Origin of the sequence: Vibrio porteresiae DSM 19223 (assembly GCF_024347055.1) — a bacterium.
In the GTDB taxonomy this organism is placed as follows: Bacteria; Pseudomonadota; Gammaproteobacteria; order Enterobacterales; family Vibrionaceae; genus Vibrio; species Vibrio porteresiae.
The window spans coordinates 2,206,766-2,223,625 of the sequence record NZ_AP024895.1 but is presented as its reverse complement, the minus strand read 5'-3'; the positions used below and the strand labels follow the sequence as shown (position 1 = coordinate 2,223,625).

The window sequence follows — 16,860 nt, the reverse complement described above, 5'->3', positions numbered from 1 at the left end:
TACGCTACTGACCTTGGGTGTAACCAATATGACAGTCGATGAGGGATTTGTTTCCCTGTTTAATCCCAAACAAGGTAGGCGAACTTAATTTATTAATGATGAATGACTCGATAAATAGCTTTTTTAGAACATTTTAAATAGTGTGATTTCTTATTTTAGAGAATTGACTCCGATTTAAGACTGATTTGTGAAAATAGTCAGAAAATTATCAGTGGGCTATGTATTATAAATACTAACGTAGGATAATTATTCTTTCCCTAATGGGGTAATGACAAGGATAGAGGTTATGTTCTGGAAGCTGTTCAAGCGCTATTTTCTTTTCTGTGGTTTAGTATTCAACGTTGGGCTTCTTTATTCAGTTTATTCTTTTAGTCATGCTCTTTTTGATGGTCAAACTGTACCCGGTGTTTTCTTTAAAATGGCAGGGAAATTAACTGCGCATAATTCCACTCGCTCGGTGGGTGATGTGTTGATGTCAATTGGCAATGCGTTAGATACGCCCGTCTATTATTGGCAGCCTTATGATCGTCAACAGTGGCCAACGGTTGGACCTGACTACGCGTCGCCTCCTAGCATAGGTGTTGAACCAAGAAAAAGCTTCTATGTGGTTAATACTAATGAATTAATTGATGCGATCCATTATTCAAAACCCGGCACCACGATTGTTGTGGCTGATGGGGATTACACCTTACAAGCCAAACGGTTTGAAACCAGTAATGATGAACCGACCAAATACAACCCAATTGTTCTCAAAGCGGAACATCCGGGTAAAGCTCGGCTATTAATGACCTCCTTAGAGGGGCTTTACATCGCTCGACCATTTTGGACGATTACCGGCTTTCAGTTCGTTGGTCAGTGTCCTAACCAAAACTCCTGTGAACATGCTATTCACGTGGTGGGTGGCGCGCATAATGTACAGATTATAAATAATGAGTTTATCGATTTTAACGCGGCAGTTAAGGTCAATGGTAATGCAGGGATGTATCCCGACGATGGTAAAGTGCTTTATAACAATTTCCATTTTACCAAACCGAGAGAAACAATATATTCAGTCACACCAATTAATATTGACCATGCGAATAATTGGGTGGTGTCACATAATATTATTCGCGACTTTGTTAAAAGTGCCGGAAATAAAATCAGCTACGGCGTGTTTATGAAAGGTGGTTCAAATAATGGGATTATTGAAAACAACTTAGTGTTATGTAATTCCACCAAACAACGCTACCCGGGCTCCACCATCGGTATTTCAGCGGGTGGTGGTGGTATGGAAGATCGCCGTGGTGGTGTGCGTTACCAAACCAACAAGTTGATTATCCGCAATAACATCGTGTTCCACTGCAGTGATGTCGGCATCTACCTCAATGGCGGTCGCGATACATTGATCAACAACAACACCGTTTATAACACCAATGGTATTGATGTGCGTTTCGAAGAAAGTAGTGCGATGATTTTCAACAATATTGTGAGTGGTCACGTGCGCGTGCGTGATGATGCTAAAGTGATTGCCCAAGCGGGAAATAAAATCTACCCACGGGGATTCTTTACCAATAAAGAAGAGCTAAATAGCCTATTTGTCTCTCCTGAAACGGGTAATTTCACCTTTGCAGACAGTAAAACCGATCTCTCCAAAGGCGCATCCCCTTATCCACTGCAGCAGAATGAAAAGCTGGCGGATTTTTGTGGTGATGATATTGCGAATAAGCAGCAGTTCATCGGCGCATTCCAAAACAGTTCGGGCTGTTTTTACCCCACTAAATAGCGGTAACAAAACGCAGCTCGATGTCATCAAAATGGCGTAGAAGGGATAAGCTTTCTACGCCATTGATGTTTCTAGTGCGAGTAAATCGCTGAGCCTTTAGAAATAATATTCCAAAGTGAGTTTTACGAAGTCATCCCGGCGAATGGAGTAGAGCGAATCGGTAGGGGTATGGTTATCACTTGCCCACGCATCAAGGTTGAGTTTTAACGCATTTGTTAAGCGCGTGGAGGCTTCTAGCTTAAACAGCCTGATGTCACTGTCGTCCAAATCCTGAGTCATGCCCAGCAATACTTGAGAGCTGGCCTCGTCATTAAGCGCTAACCGCAGCGCGGCAAAAATGTCATTTTGCCCAACGGCCAATGAACCTGGTCCGCGAGAGTCATAGAGGTACTCACTAAGTAGCCCTAAATCATAGGCGGTGTCACCGATACCCACCAAGGTGTACTCAAACCCAGCGTCAGTAGAGGTATAGGTTTGATAGCTGTCTTTGTAGCTTGCTTCTAGTTTCCACAGCCAGCTGCCTTTGGTACCTTGCACGCTCAGCCCGAGATGTTTCATCTGCGCATAATAAGGGATGATTTTTTGACCGATCACCATCAGATAAGGTTCACGATCTGTCCCTTGCAAATAGCTTAGCCCTACATCCCAATCCCCAAAGGTGTTGGTGTAGCGAGCGGCAACATCCACATGTCGCTGTTTTGCGGAGGATTCGTATTGCGCATGGTCAGTATCGATGGGAACAACCGTACGCAGTCGACCATCTTCGCCCGCAAAAGTACGTTCACGAAAATAGGGGAGTAGGTAAAATTCGCTCACTCCCCAATCTTTAATGGCAGTCAACTGCAGCATAGGTTGACCGAGTTTATCTTCTCCATCAATGGCTTCGATAGAGTCAGTTTGGTTAATCACATCAACCAAATGCTCAGCCTCTGTGACGCCCCAAAACACTTTGTTCACCCCCGCGCGAAGTTCGTAATCGCCCCAATAGTTGAGGTAAAACAATTCGCGAACGTCAAAATGGGTGCGTTCGTCATCCATCTCATCGTAACGATAGAAGGGGGTAAAGGTGACACTGGAGTGGCTATCTTTATCTTCCCAATACAGCTGTGGTTCTATGGCAATGGACGGTTGACCATTGTTTTGTCCATCGACACCGGTTTGAAAAAACTGCCGATATTCCAAATCCGCTTGGCCTCTGACTTCTGGCTGAGTCAATGGGGTGGCCAGAATCGGAATGCCGTAGCATAAGGCGACGCCACACAAAGCCGTTTTCAATCCTAAAGCGATGGGATGCTGTTTCATGGCGATCATCTCATCCGCGTCATAATGTTTTGATTGAAGTCGCGCTCGGTTAAGCCCGTTTTAAACTGGATATTGCTGGTTTTGAGTATGGTGCTTTTCCCTGACTGATGATTGATCATCTCTAAGGTCAGCGCGCGCCAATAGTGGTCAAGATACTGATGGTAATCGCTTAACGTTAGAGTTTTGAGCAGCGCCTTTTTGCGATCGTAATACTCGGTTTTCATCGGACGATATTCGGCTTTATCGACCCACACAATCATTTTGGTATAACCAGACATGCGATCCACTGGCACCTGCTCCACGACAAAACAGGGCACGCCATCTAAGGTTTCATCGCGCAGATAGGTAAAGTGATATTTGCCTACCTCAAAGGAACTCAAATCCTCATAGGAGAATTCGCTGCCCATAAATGGACCGGATTTATTTTGGGATGAGATTCGTTTTACGCGTTTTAACGCTGGAAGATAGAGCCATTGGTCATCGTCTCCCTGCACATGGGAATAGGAGAGGAACACCGTGCCTTGGACGTCTCTTGGTTCATCAAAGATGGTTAATCCTTTATCGCCATCTTGACTGACTTCAAGGGTTTTCATGCGCATGATGCGGATACTTTCATCGCCCTGGGCATTTTTTAAAATCATCTGAACATCGGCCGTATTGTCTTGCCAGCCTCTATCGCGCGCTTTACGTTCGTTGGCGATACTCAACCCTTTATCAGCATCCGCAGCGTAGACAGTATTGACCACCACAGGGCTGAGTATCACAGAGGAAAAGAGTGTCAGCGCCCAGATACCGTATAACACGGTAGCCAAAGATCGTGGGACAACAAAGCGTTTCATTTAAAGACTCCTTAGTCACGTATATCGTGGCGCTATTTCCGTAGTGGTTTGGCGACATCGACGGTGCTCGCCACGCTCTTCTTATCAAAAAACATTAAGCAGCTGGGTAGAAAGATAAAGTCGATCACCAGTGCCAAGAAAATGATCAGGGTGCTTAGCGTGCCCATGTCGGAATTGAGGCGGAACGTTGAGAGCGTGAGCACATAAAAGCCGGCAATCAACACCACACTGGTAACCCATAATGCGCGTCCCACACTGTGGAAGGCATAGCGCACCGCATCTTCAGCCGATTGCCCTTGTTGACGGGCCATTTGATATTTGGTGAGAAAATGCACGCAGTCATCCACCACGATACCCAGTGTTAAAGAAGCGACCACTGATAACGCGAGGTTAATCTCTCCCGAAATCACGCCCCAAAGGCCAAAGCCAATTAAGGCAGGAGCCATATTAGGGATGATGCTGTACAGCCCAAGTTTGAGTGAGCGCAACGCCAAGGCGAGCAGTCCGGAGATCATGATTAAGCTAATCGGTAAGGAAATCAGCATGCTGCGCATATTTTTCGAACCGATGTGCGCAAACATCAACGACGGACTTGATTGGGTCACATCGTGCACTTTGCCACCGCTGTTGTGCTGTTCAAACCACAGATTGATGCGGTCTTCCAGGTTAATAAAGTCGTGGCTGCCTAAGTTTTCCGTGGTCACTTGCACTTTGATCGCCGATTTCGCCACGTTGATCTGGTTATTTAAATCCAAGCCGTAAGGTAGCGACATCTCATACATCAATAGATATTGGGCAGAGAGTTCGCGACTGGTGGGCAGGTGATAATAGCTGTCATCATCACCATGCATGTTTTTATTTAGGCGTTTTAAAATATCCGTCAGTGAAGAGACGTGGTCAACTTCAGGCTGCGTTCTTAGCCACGCCGTAAAGGCATCAACGGTTTGGAGAAATTGTGGGTCCACAATGCCTTGGTCTTGCCCTGAGTTCACCACCACACTGATGGTTCCCATACCACTAATGTGTTCCTGCATATAATCCGCCACTTGGCGAAAATCACTCCCTTTGTTGAAGTATTTCACCGAGTCATCATTAATGGTGTTCAGTGGAATGAGAGCAGCGCCAGCAATGATAACAAGCGTCGAGGTGACTAGGAGCGACAGGCGATATTTCACAATCACATCGGCGATTTTATCGATGGCGAATGTGCTTTGCGCTGTGGTTTTAGAGCCCACCTTAATGGGCAGCAGTTGCAATAGCACTGGCAGTAACACCAACGAGAGCAGGCAAGCAATTAACACCCCAATCGCGGCTAAGTTGCCGAAGGTTCTCAGCACCGGAGAGTCAGACATGTTCATCATGAAAAAGCCAACTGCCGTGGTGACTGAGGTAATGATGACCGGCATGACATCCATTTTCATACTGTGCATGATGGCGGCAGATTTTCGTTGTCCTAACTGCATTTGATGGCGCATGGTGGCGATGATGTGCACGCAGTCGGCGACCGACAACGTCAAGATCAAGGTAGGAATATTAACGGTGGCAACGTTAATCGATAAGCCAAGCCAGCCGGCTAAGCCGACAGTAGAGACAACGGCGGAAATAATGCAAATGAGTGTGGCAAACACACTCAAAGCAGAACGCAGCAAAATGACCAGTACCGCCAAAATAACCAAGAACATACCCGGCACTAGGTGAGTAATGTCTTGTTGCGCCGATTGAATCAAAGCGTAGTTCATCGCGACTAAGCCAGCGCGATAGAAGTGAACATCGGTATGCTCAGCTTTAAATTTAGTCAGCATTTGCGTAACAAATTGATAGACTTCGGCAATTTCAGCCGTTTTATCTTTCTCTGGTAGCTGAACCGTGATGTTGACTACCGCTAAATCTCCCTTCTGAGAAACAATCGCATTGCGCGTTTCCGGCGCGTTGATGGCGATTTGACGAATTTCATCAATGGCGTTGGTGTCTAGACGAGAACCGCGGGGCACTAAATCATGGACGGCAAGGTCATCTTCTTGCGCTTGGGTATGTTGATAGTTAGTCAGGGAGTCAACGCGACTTGAGTAGGGCGTTTGCCATGCGGCTTCAGTGAGTTCTTGAATCAAAGTAAGCGTTTTGGCGGTAAAAATGTTACCGTCATCGGGAGCCACCAAAATCGCGAGGTTATCGGTTTTCGCGAACTCAGCTTGAATCCGTTCAAAGGATTGCAGTTGGGCGTTGCCCTTATCGAAGAAGATATTGTAATCGCCGCGAAACTGCAGATCTTTAATCCCGATGGCGGCGCTGATAAGCAAAATCGCCACCACGCACAGCGAAATAATGGGGGCGTGAACGAGATGTTGTAACCACACATCGGGTTGAGACAGCCGACCTTTATAGTGTTGATGCATCAGTAACCTCCGTTTACCCCAATAACCTAGTAAGGACAACCTTATCTCGATGGTGATGAGTTTGGATGGAACTTGTTATGCCCACATCTGCCAGTTAGTTGGGTTGTGATGGCTCTGAGCGGTGAAAAAAGTTCGTTTAATCAGAGCCATCATCGTTATTTACGTAAAGAGAATTTCTCCATCAGGGCATAGAGTGTTGGTCGAGTAATGCCGAGTAATCCTGCCGTGTTAGACATATTACCGTCGCTGATAGAGAGCGCTCGACTCACGGCTTGTTTTTCAGCAGCCTCGCGAACATGCTTCAAATTAATGTCCATGGTGACCACTTCCTGATTGGTCGGTAGCGCCAAATCATGCACTGTGATGTTCTTGCCGTCCGCCATAATGCAGGCACTTTTAACGCGGTTTTGCAGTTCACGCACGTTACCAGGCCAAGGGTATTGAATCAGGGCTTGAATCGCTTCTTCAGTAAATCCATTGATCTGTTTACCCATTTGCTCACAGTTTGCTTGCAGCACAGAACGGGCAATCAAAATAATGTCTTCATCACGCTCACGTAGTGGCGGAATATTGATGGTCATTTCGCTGATACGATAGAACAAGTCTTCACGAAAGGATTTTTCTGCCACCATCTCTTGTAAGTTCTGGTGGGTCGCACAGACGATACGCACGTTCACCGGAATGTCTTGTCTGCCGCCGATACGGGTAATCACTTTTTCCTGCAAAAAGCGCAAGATCTTGGCTTGCAATGAGAAAGGCATATCGCCAATTTCATCCAAGAACAGAGTACCACCTTCGGCGCATTCCACTTTCCCTTTGGTCATTTTTACTGCGCCAGTGAAAGCGCCACGTTCATAACCAAACAGTTCACTTTCAAGGAGGTTTTCTGGAATGGAGGCGCAGTTTATTGCGACAAACGGCTGATCTTTACGACCGCTTGAATCGTGAATGGCACGTGCGAGCACTTCTTTCCCTGTACCACTTTCACCCAGTAGCAAGGTGCTTACATCGGTAGGGGCAATACGTTCGATAAGTTCACACACCCGCTGTATTTTGGGGCTATGACCAATAAAACCATTGTGATTTAAAGAGTGCTTCTTCAGGCTCTCATTTTCGAGTTCCAAGTTGGCAATAAAGAACGCACGGCTGACGATGACCGACAGAATATCTTGGTCGATAGGTTTGTGATAAAAATCATGCGCACCCATTTTAATGGCTTGCAGTGCATTGATCTTCTCATCATTACCAGTAATGACCACAATTTTGGCTTTAGGCGCTAAGGCAAGAATCTCTTTTAGCGTCTCAAAACCTTCCGAAGCATTATCTGGGTCGGGTGGTAGCCCCAAATCCAAAGTAATGACTTTGGGTTCGTAGCGACGTAGCGCTGCCAACGCAGTTGCTTTATCAAAAGCATGAACCACGTTGTAGTCACCAAATGCCCATTTTAGTTGTTTCTGGATGCCGCGATCATCTTCAATAATCAGTAGTGTTTCCATTACGTGTAACGCCTTTCCTTTCAGCAGTTTTGTATGACGGGTCAACGAAAGTGTTGCTAGGGTTTCACAACAAGGTCTCACTCATGCTCAACAGTGGTTTTGTCTGCGCTCTATTTTTACCGACAGGCTCTTGTGGTTCGTTATTGGTATGAACCTCAGCTTGGAAAAATAGCGCATAACCTTGTTTAATATTATTCATCATGGTGCATTGAGGAATATGAATGTGTCACAAATCAAATTATTTCTTTTCTTTAGAGAAACGATTTAAGTATCAATAATAAATAATGGCGATTGAACCTAAATATTGAGTTTGAATATCACCCATATAGTTATAGTCTGAATAGGGAGAGGAGACATTCTATCTATCTCGTAAATACTCCCCAATATACTGATTTAATACATAATAATATTCAGCTGTTGAGTGCTAACTTATTAATTTTACTCTATTCAATAGGCTATAACGTCATCCCCGAAAAGAGAAGCTTGAGACTAAGTCATCCTGTGGTTTACATGATGTTTCTTAAAGTTAAGACAGTTAGACGTGATATTTACCGTGAACAGTGTCGGCTAAACGGAATAGACAATGTAAAGCAGGTTCCTTTTCCTAGTTCGGACTGAACATCAATATAACCGCCTAATTGTTCGATAAATTTTTTGGCGTCATAGGCTCCTATACCCATTCCTGAATTTCCCTTGGTTGTATCAAATGGTTTGAATAGGCGCTTTTCGATAAATTCTTCGTTCATCCCACAGCCATTATCTCGGATTTCTATGCGATAGCACTCTTCTGCAACTGAGGTGGAAACGCGAACGAAGCCGCTACTCTCCGTGGCATCTTGCGCATTTTGGATTAAGTGCAACAGCATATTATGAAAATGCTCTTTGTCGGTGTTGATAGCAAAGGCTTGTGTCGTCTGGCTGTGAAATTCTGGAATAGGCTCTGAATTGGCGCGCTCGGCGCAGCTTGCTTTTACTAATGGCTCTACGTCAAAGGTTTCACCTGCTTGGGCGGTAAGCTCTTTTTTGCGCAGATGTTCGACAACTTTACTCAAACGTTCGATGGCGGAGTCCACCGTTTCAAACGCATCTTCGATAAATTCAGGGTTGTGTTTGTGTTTTTGCGCATTTTTAGCGAGCAGTTGGAGCTGTGCCAAGATATTTTTTAAATCGTGGGCGAGAAAAGCTGACATCTGATTAAACGCATCAAATTGCTGATTTTCCGCCAAAATTTGGTTGGTGTGATATAAGTTGAGATACACGGCTAGCTGTTTACTGATGGCGAACATCAGGTCGCGATCTTCCCAATTGATCGATTCCGTCGTGTGGGGTTTGGAAATAAAGCAGACATGACTGTCGCCACTGTGGTTAATGATTGGCACGATGTAGTCAAAGGTTCGAATAGTTGAAACTTGCTGGTGGTCATAAGCAAAGGGGTTATTCGTGTCGTGATTGATGAGCTGCTTAATATCAATGATCCATTGATGCTCTATCGCGGCTTTTGCCAAAGGTAACAGAATTTCATCCGTCTCTGGGTAGCCAGCTTTGAGGTTATAGCTGGTTTTATTGGTAAGTTTATCCCCATTGACCATCGCGAGAAGTCCCGCTTCACAATCAAACGGCTGAATAATGGCGTTAAGAGCGATCTGGTAAGGCTCATGGACGTTTTGTTCCAAGATGGCCGCAAATTTCATCCACTCTTCACGGTACTCGTATTTGTTGGCATAAAAGTGCTTAGTAATGAAGACCTTGAGCTTGCGCCGCAGCGCATCTGAGGTAAATAGGCTCGCTAACAGTAGGGCACTTAAAGCAAAAAAGACGTATTGCGCGAAACTGCCCCAGTTTTCACCAAGGTAGCGAATGTAGTACCCCACAATCGCCATCACTAACAGATAGCCACCTGCGATGGTTAATAAGGTGCTGCTGTACACCACATCGCGAGAGACATAAATACGTGTTGACCAGTTCTTCACCCGTCTCGCCGTCATCGTGATAAGCGGAATGGTCACGATAGTGATCCAACCTCGGGCCAAAAGAAACCCATCATCAACGTTGTTAGTTAGGGCGCTATTGGCGTACAGGGCGAAATCGTAGGCAAAGGTCATTCCTAGACCTAGGGTAATGGGTTTGATTGCCCAACGATCTTGTCTATCGGTGCGGCGATAAAGCTGTTCGATAAACCATAAACCGACGGCGGATTCGGCAAGATGAATCAGCAACAAATAGCGAAACGGCAACCAAAAAAACAGCATGCTCGATAGCTCAATGACCAGCACTAAGGAGAGTGCGGCTAAAGTGCGTTTGACCATAGGGTCGTCGTGGAGAAAGTGACGCCACTGAGTTTGCACGGTCAATGTGCCCATAATCAGCAGTAACCAACTGATATTACGAAGAGTTTCGATAGGTAATAACACTAGGGCAATGAGTGGATGCATCGCAAACGCAGCCACACCAGCCCAAATGGCACTGGTCAAGGATGCAATCAGTAACAGGCTGCGTTGGAGCGTTTTTTGTTTGGTCGCGAGTAACAGAATAAATAGAAAGAGAAACCCAAGAGCCACAATGCCATAGCCCGTGGCATTCAATAATAAATTCGACATAATTCCCTGATGCTCTGTCATCTTATGCAGCAAAGTTTAACTCTATTATTGAGCCGTTTCTGTAAAGAGTGTCGTGCTAAATGTTCGATTTGCTGTTGATCTAAAAAGTAAGAATCGCGATTGATGACAACTATCTTGAAAAACATCGAGTGCAGGAATGGATAACCAGAGGTTGAAAGGGATGAGATTATTAGAGGTGACTTCCTACACAAGGTATTGCTGTATAGGAAGTCGCCATCTAGGACGAAGATAATAACTTAATTAAGCTTAACGTCTGTGCTGCTTTGCATTTTACGACGGCGTTGTAAGCCAGCTAAACCTAAGAATGCAAGACCCATCAGAGAGAGCATGCCTGGTTCTGGTACTGCATCGGAGTCAACATCGATACCGCCATCATGAGAAAGGCTATACATGTATGTCCCACCGGATTGATAAGCAATTTCTAAATCGATAAGGTCGCTGGCATTACCAACAGGGGCAGCATAATTGTTAGGATCCTTACCACTTTCGCCTTCGATGTATGCACTAGCTTCATCACTTACATCACCAGTATTTGCTGCACTTGAAGTCGTAACTGATGTGAGTAGTAATGTATCTCCTCTAGCTAACAGCGTCGCAAAGTCTACCCATTCTCCTGTTGTCTCGTCGTAAATATAGAAATATCCAGCCTCAACATCAGAGACTTCAAGATATAAGGTGATTTGATTCACTAAAAGGTCATTGTCAATGACAGTTAACACTGAGCGACCTTGTTGCTCAAGGTCATTTGTTACCAAGTCCAAAGTTAAAATGTAAGCACCACTTGCTGTGTACCATGTCATCTGTGATTCAGGGTCAGAAGCTGTAGTATTAAAGTATGCTATCGTTGAGCCACTGGTGATAGTCCCATTCAACACAGCTTCTGCATATACACCAGTTTGAGTATTGGTCAAGTAGGTATAGTCAGTAAATGATGCGCCACTGGTTAGATCACCATCACTATTAGGTGTCGCTTCAACAAGTGTGTATCCTTCAAAACTAAAAGAATCATCAGAAATGATTTCATCATTACTAATTGTTCCATCGCCGTTTGAATCATACCCCAATGCATAATCAGATAAGCTATACGCAGTTGCATATACCTGGCTTGATGCCAATATAAGCATACTGACTGCTAGCAACTGACTTAGTCTACGAAATATTTTCATTTTATTTACCTTTGTCCGTTAAGGTTTGTTACCAAGGCTTATAAAGCATTGATAATGCCAACTTAATTTCGGTAAATAATTTAATGGCTTATATTGATTCATATGATGATAAATGGCGGACGAGGACTTAGGTGTATAATTTAATGTCACATGATGCATATGTGACTATGTTAATATCCTAATAGTTTTAGCTACTTAAAATAACATAATGGTTAATATGTTATGTTTATCAATTTAACAAACTGAAATATAAAGAGTCATTAATTAAATATTCTATTTTCTACGTTGTAAAACAATCTGACACTAAAGTGATAAAGTATCGCTTTATTTATATAATTCATTGAAAATAATAACTAAATTGATGTGTAAGCGACGGGTATATTCCCATTGGCTTTGTTTAACAAAACCAATGGGAATCACGTTGAACGGTGGGGAGTCGAAGTGAATGTGGTGTGATTTGTCAATAAAACAGGATGGCACTTTCTCATGCTAAACGATTAAGCCAATCGAGTAAGAAAGTGCCTATCCAAGTGATGAGCGCGGTTTAGCTGTGAGCTAGTGATAGCCCATCGTCTTTACGGCGACGTTGCAGATAAGCAAGGCCGATTAGCGCAAGTCCCATCAGAGTTAGCATGCCAGGTTCTGGCACAGCGTCTGAGTCAACATCGATACCACCATCGTGAGATAGGCTATACATGTATGTCCCATCGGATTGATACGCAATGGTTAAATCGATAAGATCGCTGGCATTACCGACGGCGGCTGCATAACTGTTAGGATTTTCACCACTTGCGCCTTCGATGTATGCACTAGCTTCATTACTTACATCACCCTCATTCGTTGCACTAGAAGTCGTAACGGATGTGAATAATAATTCATCACCTTCAGCTAACAGTGTCGCAAAATCTACCCATTCTCCTAGCGTCTCGTCGTAAATATAGAAATAACCATACTCAACATCAGAGACTGAAAGGTATAAGGTAATTTGATTCACTAAAAGGTCACCGTCAATGACAGTTAACACTGAGCGACCTTGTTGGCCGAGGTCATTTGTTACTAAGTCCACAGTTAAAATGTAATCACCACTAGCTGTGTACCATTCCATCTGAGACGTTGGGTCAGAAGCTGTAGTATTAAAGTATGCTATCGTTGATCCACTGCTGATAGTCCCATTTAAAAGAGCTTCTGCGTATACGCCTGTTTGAGTATTGGTCAAGTAGGTATAATCAGAAAATGTTGCCCCACTAGTTAAATCAGCAGTACCACTATTTGTTGTCACTTCAACAAGTGTATACCCTTCAAAACTAAAAGAATCATCAGAGACGATCTCATCATTGCTAATGTTTCCATCTTGGTTTGAATCATACGCCCATGCATAATCAGATAAGCTATACGCGGTTGCATATACTTGGCTAGATACAAATATAAGCATACCGGCTGCTAACAACTGACTCAGTGTTCGAAATACTTTCATGTAATTTACCTTTGTCCGTTTAAGTTTGTTACCTAGGCTTATAAGCATTTATAGTGCCAAGAAAAATATTGTTATTTATCAGCTGATTAGGCGGTGAGATATAGCATGTATAATAGAATGCTTAGTAAAGTGTAAAATAGCCTGACATATAACCTAATTAAAATTTTACTTTAGTCAGTAAGAATTTATATCAATGTTAAAAAGTTAATAAAAATCAACGCTTATAACATTGGTTATATTTTTAGTGTGTTTTTGTGATGGTGTAAAAAATACCGACACCTAAGTTTTACATTATGATTTTATTATAAAATAACATTGGATTAATTGAGATGATTATGATTTATTAACTGCCATTACATCATCTTGCTTAGCGTTTTCTTAAAACGATACGATGTAATATTTCTTTTATTTAAAACTTAAGTAAATTAATTTTATTCTTTTCTATTTTTAGGCAGTTATTTCCAAAATATACGCTACCGTACTTAGTGGAGATGAGTTTTAGTGCTTATTTTTTGGTACAAGCTCGGGTAATCACATCGGAAAACCAAACTCATATCATCGGTTGTCAATGCTGGTTTGGAGGTGAACATATGGCGATCATAGAAAAGGCCCCACTCACTGAATTAAATGGCAGAACAGTGCCAGTGGAGAGACGTAAGGAAGTGCGTATCGCAAAAGAGGGCAGCGATAGCGAGCTTTGTACACAGGCAGTCACCTATAAAATTGCAGTTGATAAAGCGGAGATTGAACGCGCTTTTACCTTGGTTTGGGATAACTATGTCGAAGCGGGGCTACAGCAAGATACTCATAAAGGAATACGTTTTACCAAGTATCATTTGCTGCCGAGTACCAGAATATTTATCGCCAATTTCCATGAAGAACTGGAGATGGGCACACCACAGAACTTCAGAGAATCCACCAATGTGGTGGGCACCGTTTCGATTGTGTTTGACAGTCCTATGGGGCTGCCAATGGAGGAGTTTTGTGGCGAGCAAATCAATAAAATCAGAGCAGAAGGCGGCAGAGTTGCTGAAGTCACCTCATTTGCTCTAAATCCTCAATACACCAAATACAAAGTCTTTCTGCATCTTTTTAAGTTGTTGTTTCAATTCGCTGAATTGAAAGGAGTCACTGATCTTTGCTGCTCTGTCGCCGAGCGTCACTGTCGGTTTTATCAGAAGATCTGTCTGTTTGAACCGCTCGGGGAATTGGTTCCTTATTCAGCGGCTTACATACATAAGGTGCAAGGCCATCGTCTAAACATTGCTGCAGCGAATAAAAAAGCGGAGCAGTTTTATTCTGGTCGTGAGTTCGATGCGGATTTGCATCGATTCTTCTTTACGGAAAGCTTTAACCGCAAAAAAGGGGAAGGGCATTCATTGTCGCCCGAGTTACTTCATTATTTTCTCGCTGAACGTACCGATTTTATTCACTCACTTGACGATAAAGATTTGTTACTTTTGCGTAATGAATACAGAGAGTTAGGTCAAGAGTTTCCTTTTTGAATAAGGCCTAAACATCGAAGCGTCTTGATAAAACAGCTTGCTTAACGAGAAACAGAGCTCACTTCTGTCGTGCTCAGAAGAGAAGGTAAATAGGATGGATAGTCAAGAATATTATAAATTGGCAGTCACGCGTAATATTGGTCTTGTGACTGAACAGGAACAAATGACCTTACAACGCTCACGTGTTGCCGTTGCAGGATGTGGTGGATTGGGAGGTAGAGAGTTTATCGATCTCGTTCGTATGGGGATTGGTGGCTTCAATCTGGCTGATTTTGACGAATTCAGTATTAAAAATATCAATCGTCAAATCGGTGCGATGTCCTCGACAGTGGACCGCCCTAAAGTCGAAGTGATGGCGGAGATGGCCAAAGACATTCACCCCAGCGTCGATATCAAGATGTTTCCCCAAGGCATCCAAGAAGAGAATGTTGAAGCGTTCGTCGCTGATGCCGATGTAATCGTCGATGCAATTGATTTCTTCTCCATGCCAGCGCGGCGCTTGTTATATCGTACTGCTCGCCGATTAGGAAAACCGGTGGTGTTCGCTGCGCCTCTCGGTTTTTCTGGCACAATGAATGTGTTTACCCCTGAGAGCATGAGCTTTGATGAATACTTTGATATCAATGATGATATGGATCTGTTCGAACAGTTGATTGCTTTTACTGTCGGTGTTGCGCCACGCGGGACACATTGGCGGTATATGGACACCAGTAAAGTCGATTCCTCTGATCATGCCGGTCCGTCACTCTCTTGTGCTTGCAATATTGCTACGGGTTTACTCACGTCAGAAGTGCTGATCATTCTGCTTAATAAACGCCCTCCGATGGCTGCCCCTTACTTCATGCAGTTCGATACCTATCGGTGTTTATATCGAAAAGGCAAATTGCACTGGGGTAATCGTGGTCCACTGCAGCGTTTAAAACGTTTCTTAGCCGCGCGCAAATTCTCCGACCAGAAGGCGGCTTTGCTTAAGAGCATTACCCAATAGCATCGCATAAGACAAACGATATGACGTTACTAATGGTATAAATCAAAAGTGATTAAATAAAGCGCGGTGAGGTTTTATAACCTCACCGCGAATGTTTGAGCAGGTTTAAGCTTCGCCATTACGCCATTTCTTTCGCTCTGCCTTTGGGTGGGTAAAGCCACCACAGCATAAGCAGTGACCCCAACATAATCCCGATGTCATTGGCAAAGAAATCGAGCCAAGAGGCTTCTCGTAACGGAACCAAGGTTTGCAGCCCTTCGAGCACGCCACTGTATACGGCGATGACAACAGCGCATAAGCCGATGGATTTTAGCGACCTCAATCCTAACGCCAAAATAGCAATCACCGCAAATAGGGTATATGCCCCAAGGTGAGCCATTTTGTCGAGGTCGGGCACACCATAACTATTAAGATCGGGAACCACACTGTCTGGTGATGAATCATTTGCGAGAGAAACATAGCCAATCAAAGCGGTGTAACCGACTAACGCGACCTTTTTAACACTTTGCAGCATGTGAGCAATCCTTACTATTTATTGCGTACTTCACTTAACAAGTTCTTGAGATGTTGAATCGGAATGGCATAGGTAATTGCACTTGGGTTGGTTAATGCTGCCTCTTTAGTAGCCTTGACTAACACCTTGTTGACGATAGCAATCACTTCTCCGGTTTCAGGAAGATAAACAGGGCTGCCGCTGTTACCAGGATAGGCAGTGGCATCAAGCTGATACACCATATAGGGGTTTCTTAGCTGTTTTATCTGATTGACCGTCAGTTCTCTGGTGGTTCGGGCGGGTACGACCACCGGAGTAATGCACGATAGTATGCCGTGGTGTGTAACAGGATAGAGCCCTAACACCGCGCCAATGGGATAGCCGGTAAAGGCGATATCTTCACCTTCACGTACGTTATGCGCCGAGAGCGTCAATGCCGGTAGTGCCGGGCCGGGGATTTTTAAAATCGCGATATCGAACACGGGATCAATGGCGATCACTTCGGCATCTCGCATCTGAGGATGAGAACCTCGGCCAATATAGACCACGAGTCGCTCTTTAATCTCCTTATTGAGCAGCTCAGGAACAACATGGGCATTGGTAACCACATACCGACCGTCTTGAATAACAAATCCGGTGCCAAGGTAGCGAGAGTGTTGATCCGATAAACGACTGTACGTACCCACTCCCACAATCGAGGGGCGAATTTTATCTATCGTATCGGGAAGAGAAGCATAGCTAAAGCGAGCCCAGCATAACCACAGTAGGCTGCACGATAACACTGCTTTGAGCAGAGATTTCATCGTTGGATTTCCCATAGGTTG

The 16,860-nt window shown here is 44.1% G+C and carries 12 protein-coding genes; 3 read left to right on the top strand and 9 right to left on the bottom strand.

The window, feature by feature from the left end:
• Positions 1-286: 286 nt before the first annotated feature.
• Complete coding sequence (locus OCV11_RS10000; protein ID WP_261892716.1) at positions 287-1,762, top strand: right-handed parallel beta-helix repeat-containing protein; 1,476 nt, start codon at positions 287-289, stop codon at positions 1,760-1,762.
• A gap of 96 nt (positions 1,763-1,858) precedes the next feature.
• Here the strand turns inward: OCV11_RS10000 and OCV11_RS09995 are convergent, their stop codons facing one another.
• The 7 genes from OCV11_RS09995 to OCV11_RS09965 form a co-directional block, all read right to left on the bottom strand.
• Positions 1,859-3,064, bottom strand: a complete 1,206-nt coding sequence (locus tag OCV11_RS09995; RefSeq protein ID WP_261892715.1) for a hypothetical protein — start codon at positions 3,062-3,064, stop codon at positions 1,859-1,861.
• A 5-nt stretch (positions 3,065-3,069) separates the two neighbouring features.
• Positions 3,070-3,903: an outer membrane lipoprotein-sorting protein gene (locus OCV11_RS09990; protein ID WP_261892714.1), complete on the bottom strand. Its 834-nt coding sequence runs from the start codon at positions 3,901-3,903 to the stop codon at positions 3,070-3,072.
• 32 nt (positions 3,904-3,935) lie between these two features.
• Complete coding sequence (locus tag OCV11_RS09985) at positions 3,936-6,296, bottom strand: efflux RND transporter permease subunit (RefSeq protein WP_261892713.1); 2,361 nt, start codon at positions 6,294-6,296, stop codon at positions 3,936-3,938.
• Between the two features lie 155 nt (positions 6,297-6,451).
• Positions 6,452-7,792 (bottom strand): PEP-CTERM-box response regulator transcription factor, encoded by a 1,341-nt coding sequence (gene prsR, locus OCV11_RS09980; protein WP_261892712.1) that lies wholly within the window; start codon positions 7,790-7,792, stop codon positions 6,452-6,454.
• A 548-nt stretch (positions 7,793-8,340) separates the two neighbouring features.
• Complete coding sequence (prsK, locus tag OCV11_RS09975) at positions 8,341-10,389, bottom strand: XrtA/PEP-CTERM system histidine kinase PrsK (RefSeq protein WP_261892711.1); 2,049 nt, start codon at positions 10,387-10,389, stop codon at positions 8,341-8,343.
• Between the two features lie 257 nt (positions 10,390-10,646).
• Entirely contained in the window at positions 10,647-11,576 is a 930-nt protein-coding gene (locus OCV11_RS09970) for a PEP-CTERM sorting domain-containing protein (RefSeq protein WP_261892710.1), read from the bottom strand.
• A 544-nt stretch (positions 11,577-12,120) separates the two neighbouring features.
• Positions 12,121-13,050 carry a PEP-CTERM sorting domain-containing protein gene (locus OCV11_RS09965; RefSeq protein ID WP_261892709.1) on the bottom strand — a complete coding sequence of 310 codons (930 nt, stop codon included), beginning with the start codon at positions 13,048-13,050 and terminating at the stop codon, positions 12,121-12,123.
• 590 nt (positions 13,051-13,640) lie between these two features.
• Here OCV11_RS09965 and OCV11_RS09960 point away from each other — a divergent pair.
• Together OCV11_RS09960 and OCV11_RS09955 are read left to right on the top strand one after the other, a co-directional pair.
• Complete coding sequence (locus OCV11_RS09960) at positions 13,641-14,555, top strand: N-acyl amino acid synthase FeeM domain-containing protein (protein WP_261892708.1); 915 nt, start codon at positions 13,641-13,643, stop codon at positions 14,553-14,555.
• Between the two features lie 94 nt (positions 14,556-14,649).
• Positions 14,650-15,543 carry a ThiF family adenylyltransferase gene (locus OCV11_RS09955; RefSeq protein ID WP_261892707.1) on the top strand — a complete coding sequence of 298 codons (894 nt, stop codon included), beginning with the start codon at positions 14,650-14,652 and terminating at the stop codon, positions 15,541-15,543.
• Between the two features lie 118 nt (positions 15,544-15,661).
• Here OCV11_RS09955 and OCV11_RS09950 read toward each other — a convergent pair whose 3' ends face one another.
• Both OCV11_RS09950 and OCV11_RS09945 read right to left on the bottom strand, forming a co-directional pair.
• The gene (locus tag OCV11_RS09950) at positions 15,662-16,057 is read right to left on the bottom strand and encodes a VanZ family protein (protein ID WP_261892706.1); all 396 of its coding nucleotides are present in this window, start codon (positions 16,055-16,057) and stop codon (positions 15,662-15,664) included.
• A 14-nt stretch (positions 16,058-16,071) separates the two neighbouring features.
• On the bottom strand, positions 16,072-16,854 hold the full coding sequence (locus tag OCV11_RS09945) for a S1 family peptidase (protein ID WP_261892705.1): 783 nt from the start codon (positions 16,852-16,854) through the stop codon (positions 16,072-16,074).
• Positions 16,855-16,860: the final 6 nt, after the last annotated feature.

Coding starts and splice junctions, on each gene's coding strand:
- OCV11_RS10000 (WP_261892716.1), top strand. CDS start 287: ATGTTCTGGAAGCTGTTCAAGCGCTATTTTCTTTTCTGTGGTTTAGTA.
- OCV11_RS09995 (WP_261892715.1), bottom strand. CDS start 3,064: ATGAAACAGCATCCCATCGCTTTAGGATTGAAAACGGCTTTGTGTGGC.
- OCV11_RS09990 (WP_261892714.1), bottom strand. CDS start 3,903: ATGAAACGCTTTGTTGTCCCACGATCTTTGGCTACCGTGTTATACGGT.
- OCV11_RS09985 (WP_261892713.1), bottom strand. CDS start 6,296: ATGCATCAACACTATAAAGGTCGGCTGTCTCAACCCGATGTGTGGTTA.
- prsR (WP_261892712.1), bottom strand. CDS start 7,792: ATGGAAACACTACTGATTATTGAAGATGATCGCGGCATCCAGAAACAA.
- prsK (WP_261892711.1), bottom strand. CDS start 10,389: ATGTCGAATTTATTATTGAATGCCACGGGCTATGGCATTGTGGCTCTT.
- OCV11_RS09970 (WP_261892710.1), bottom strand. CDS start 11,576: ATGAAAATATTTCGTAGACTAAGTCAGTTGCTAGCAGTCAGTATGCTT.
- OCV11_RS09965 (WP_261892709.1), bottom strand. CDS start 13,050: ATGAAAGTATTTCGAACACTGAGTCAGTTGTTAGCAGCCGGTATGCTT.
- OCV11_RS09960 (WP_261892708.1), top strand. CDS start 13,641: ATGGCGATCATAGAAAAGGCCCCACTCACTGAATTAAATGGCAGAACA.
- OCV11_RS09955 (WP_261892707.1), top strand. CDS start 14,650: ATGGATAGTCAAGAATATTATAAATTGGCAGTCACGCGTAATATTGGT.
- OCV11_RS09950 (WP_261892706.1), bottom strand. CDS start 16,057: ATGCTGCAAAGTGTTAAAAAGGTCGCGTTAGTCGGTTACACCGCTTTG.
- OCV11_RS09945 (WP_261892705.1), bottom strand. CDS start 16,854: ATGGGAAATCCAACGATGAAATCTCTGCTCAAAGCAGTGTTATCGTGC.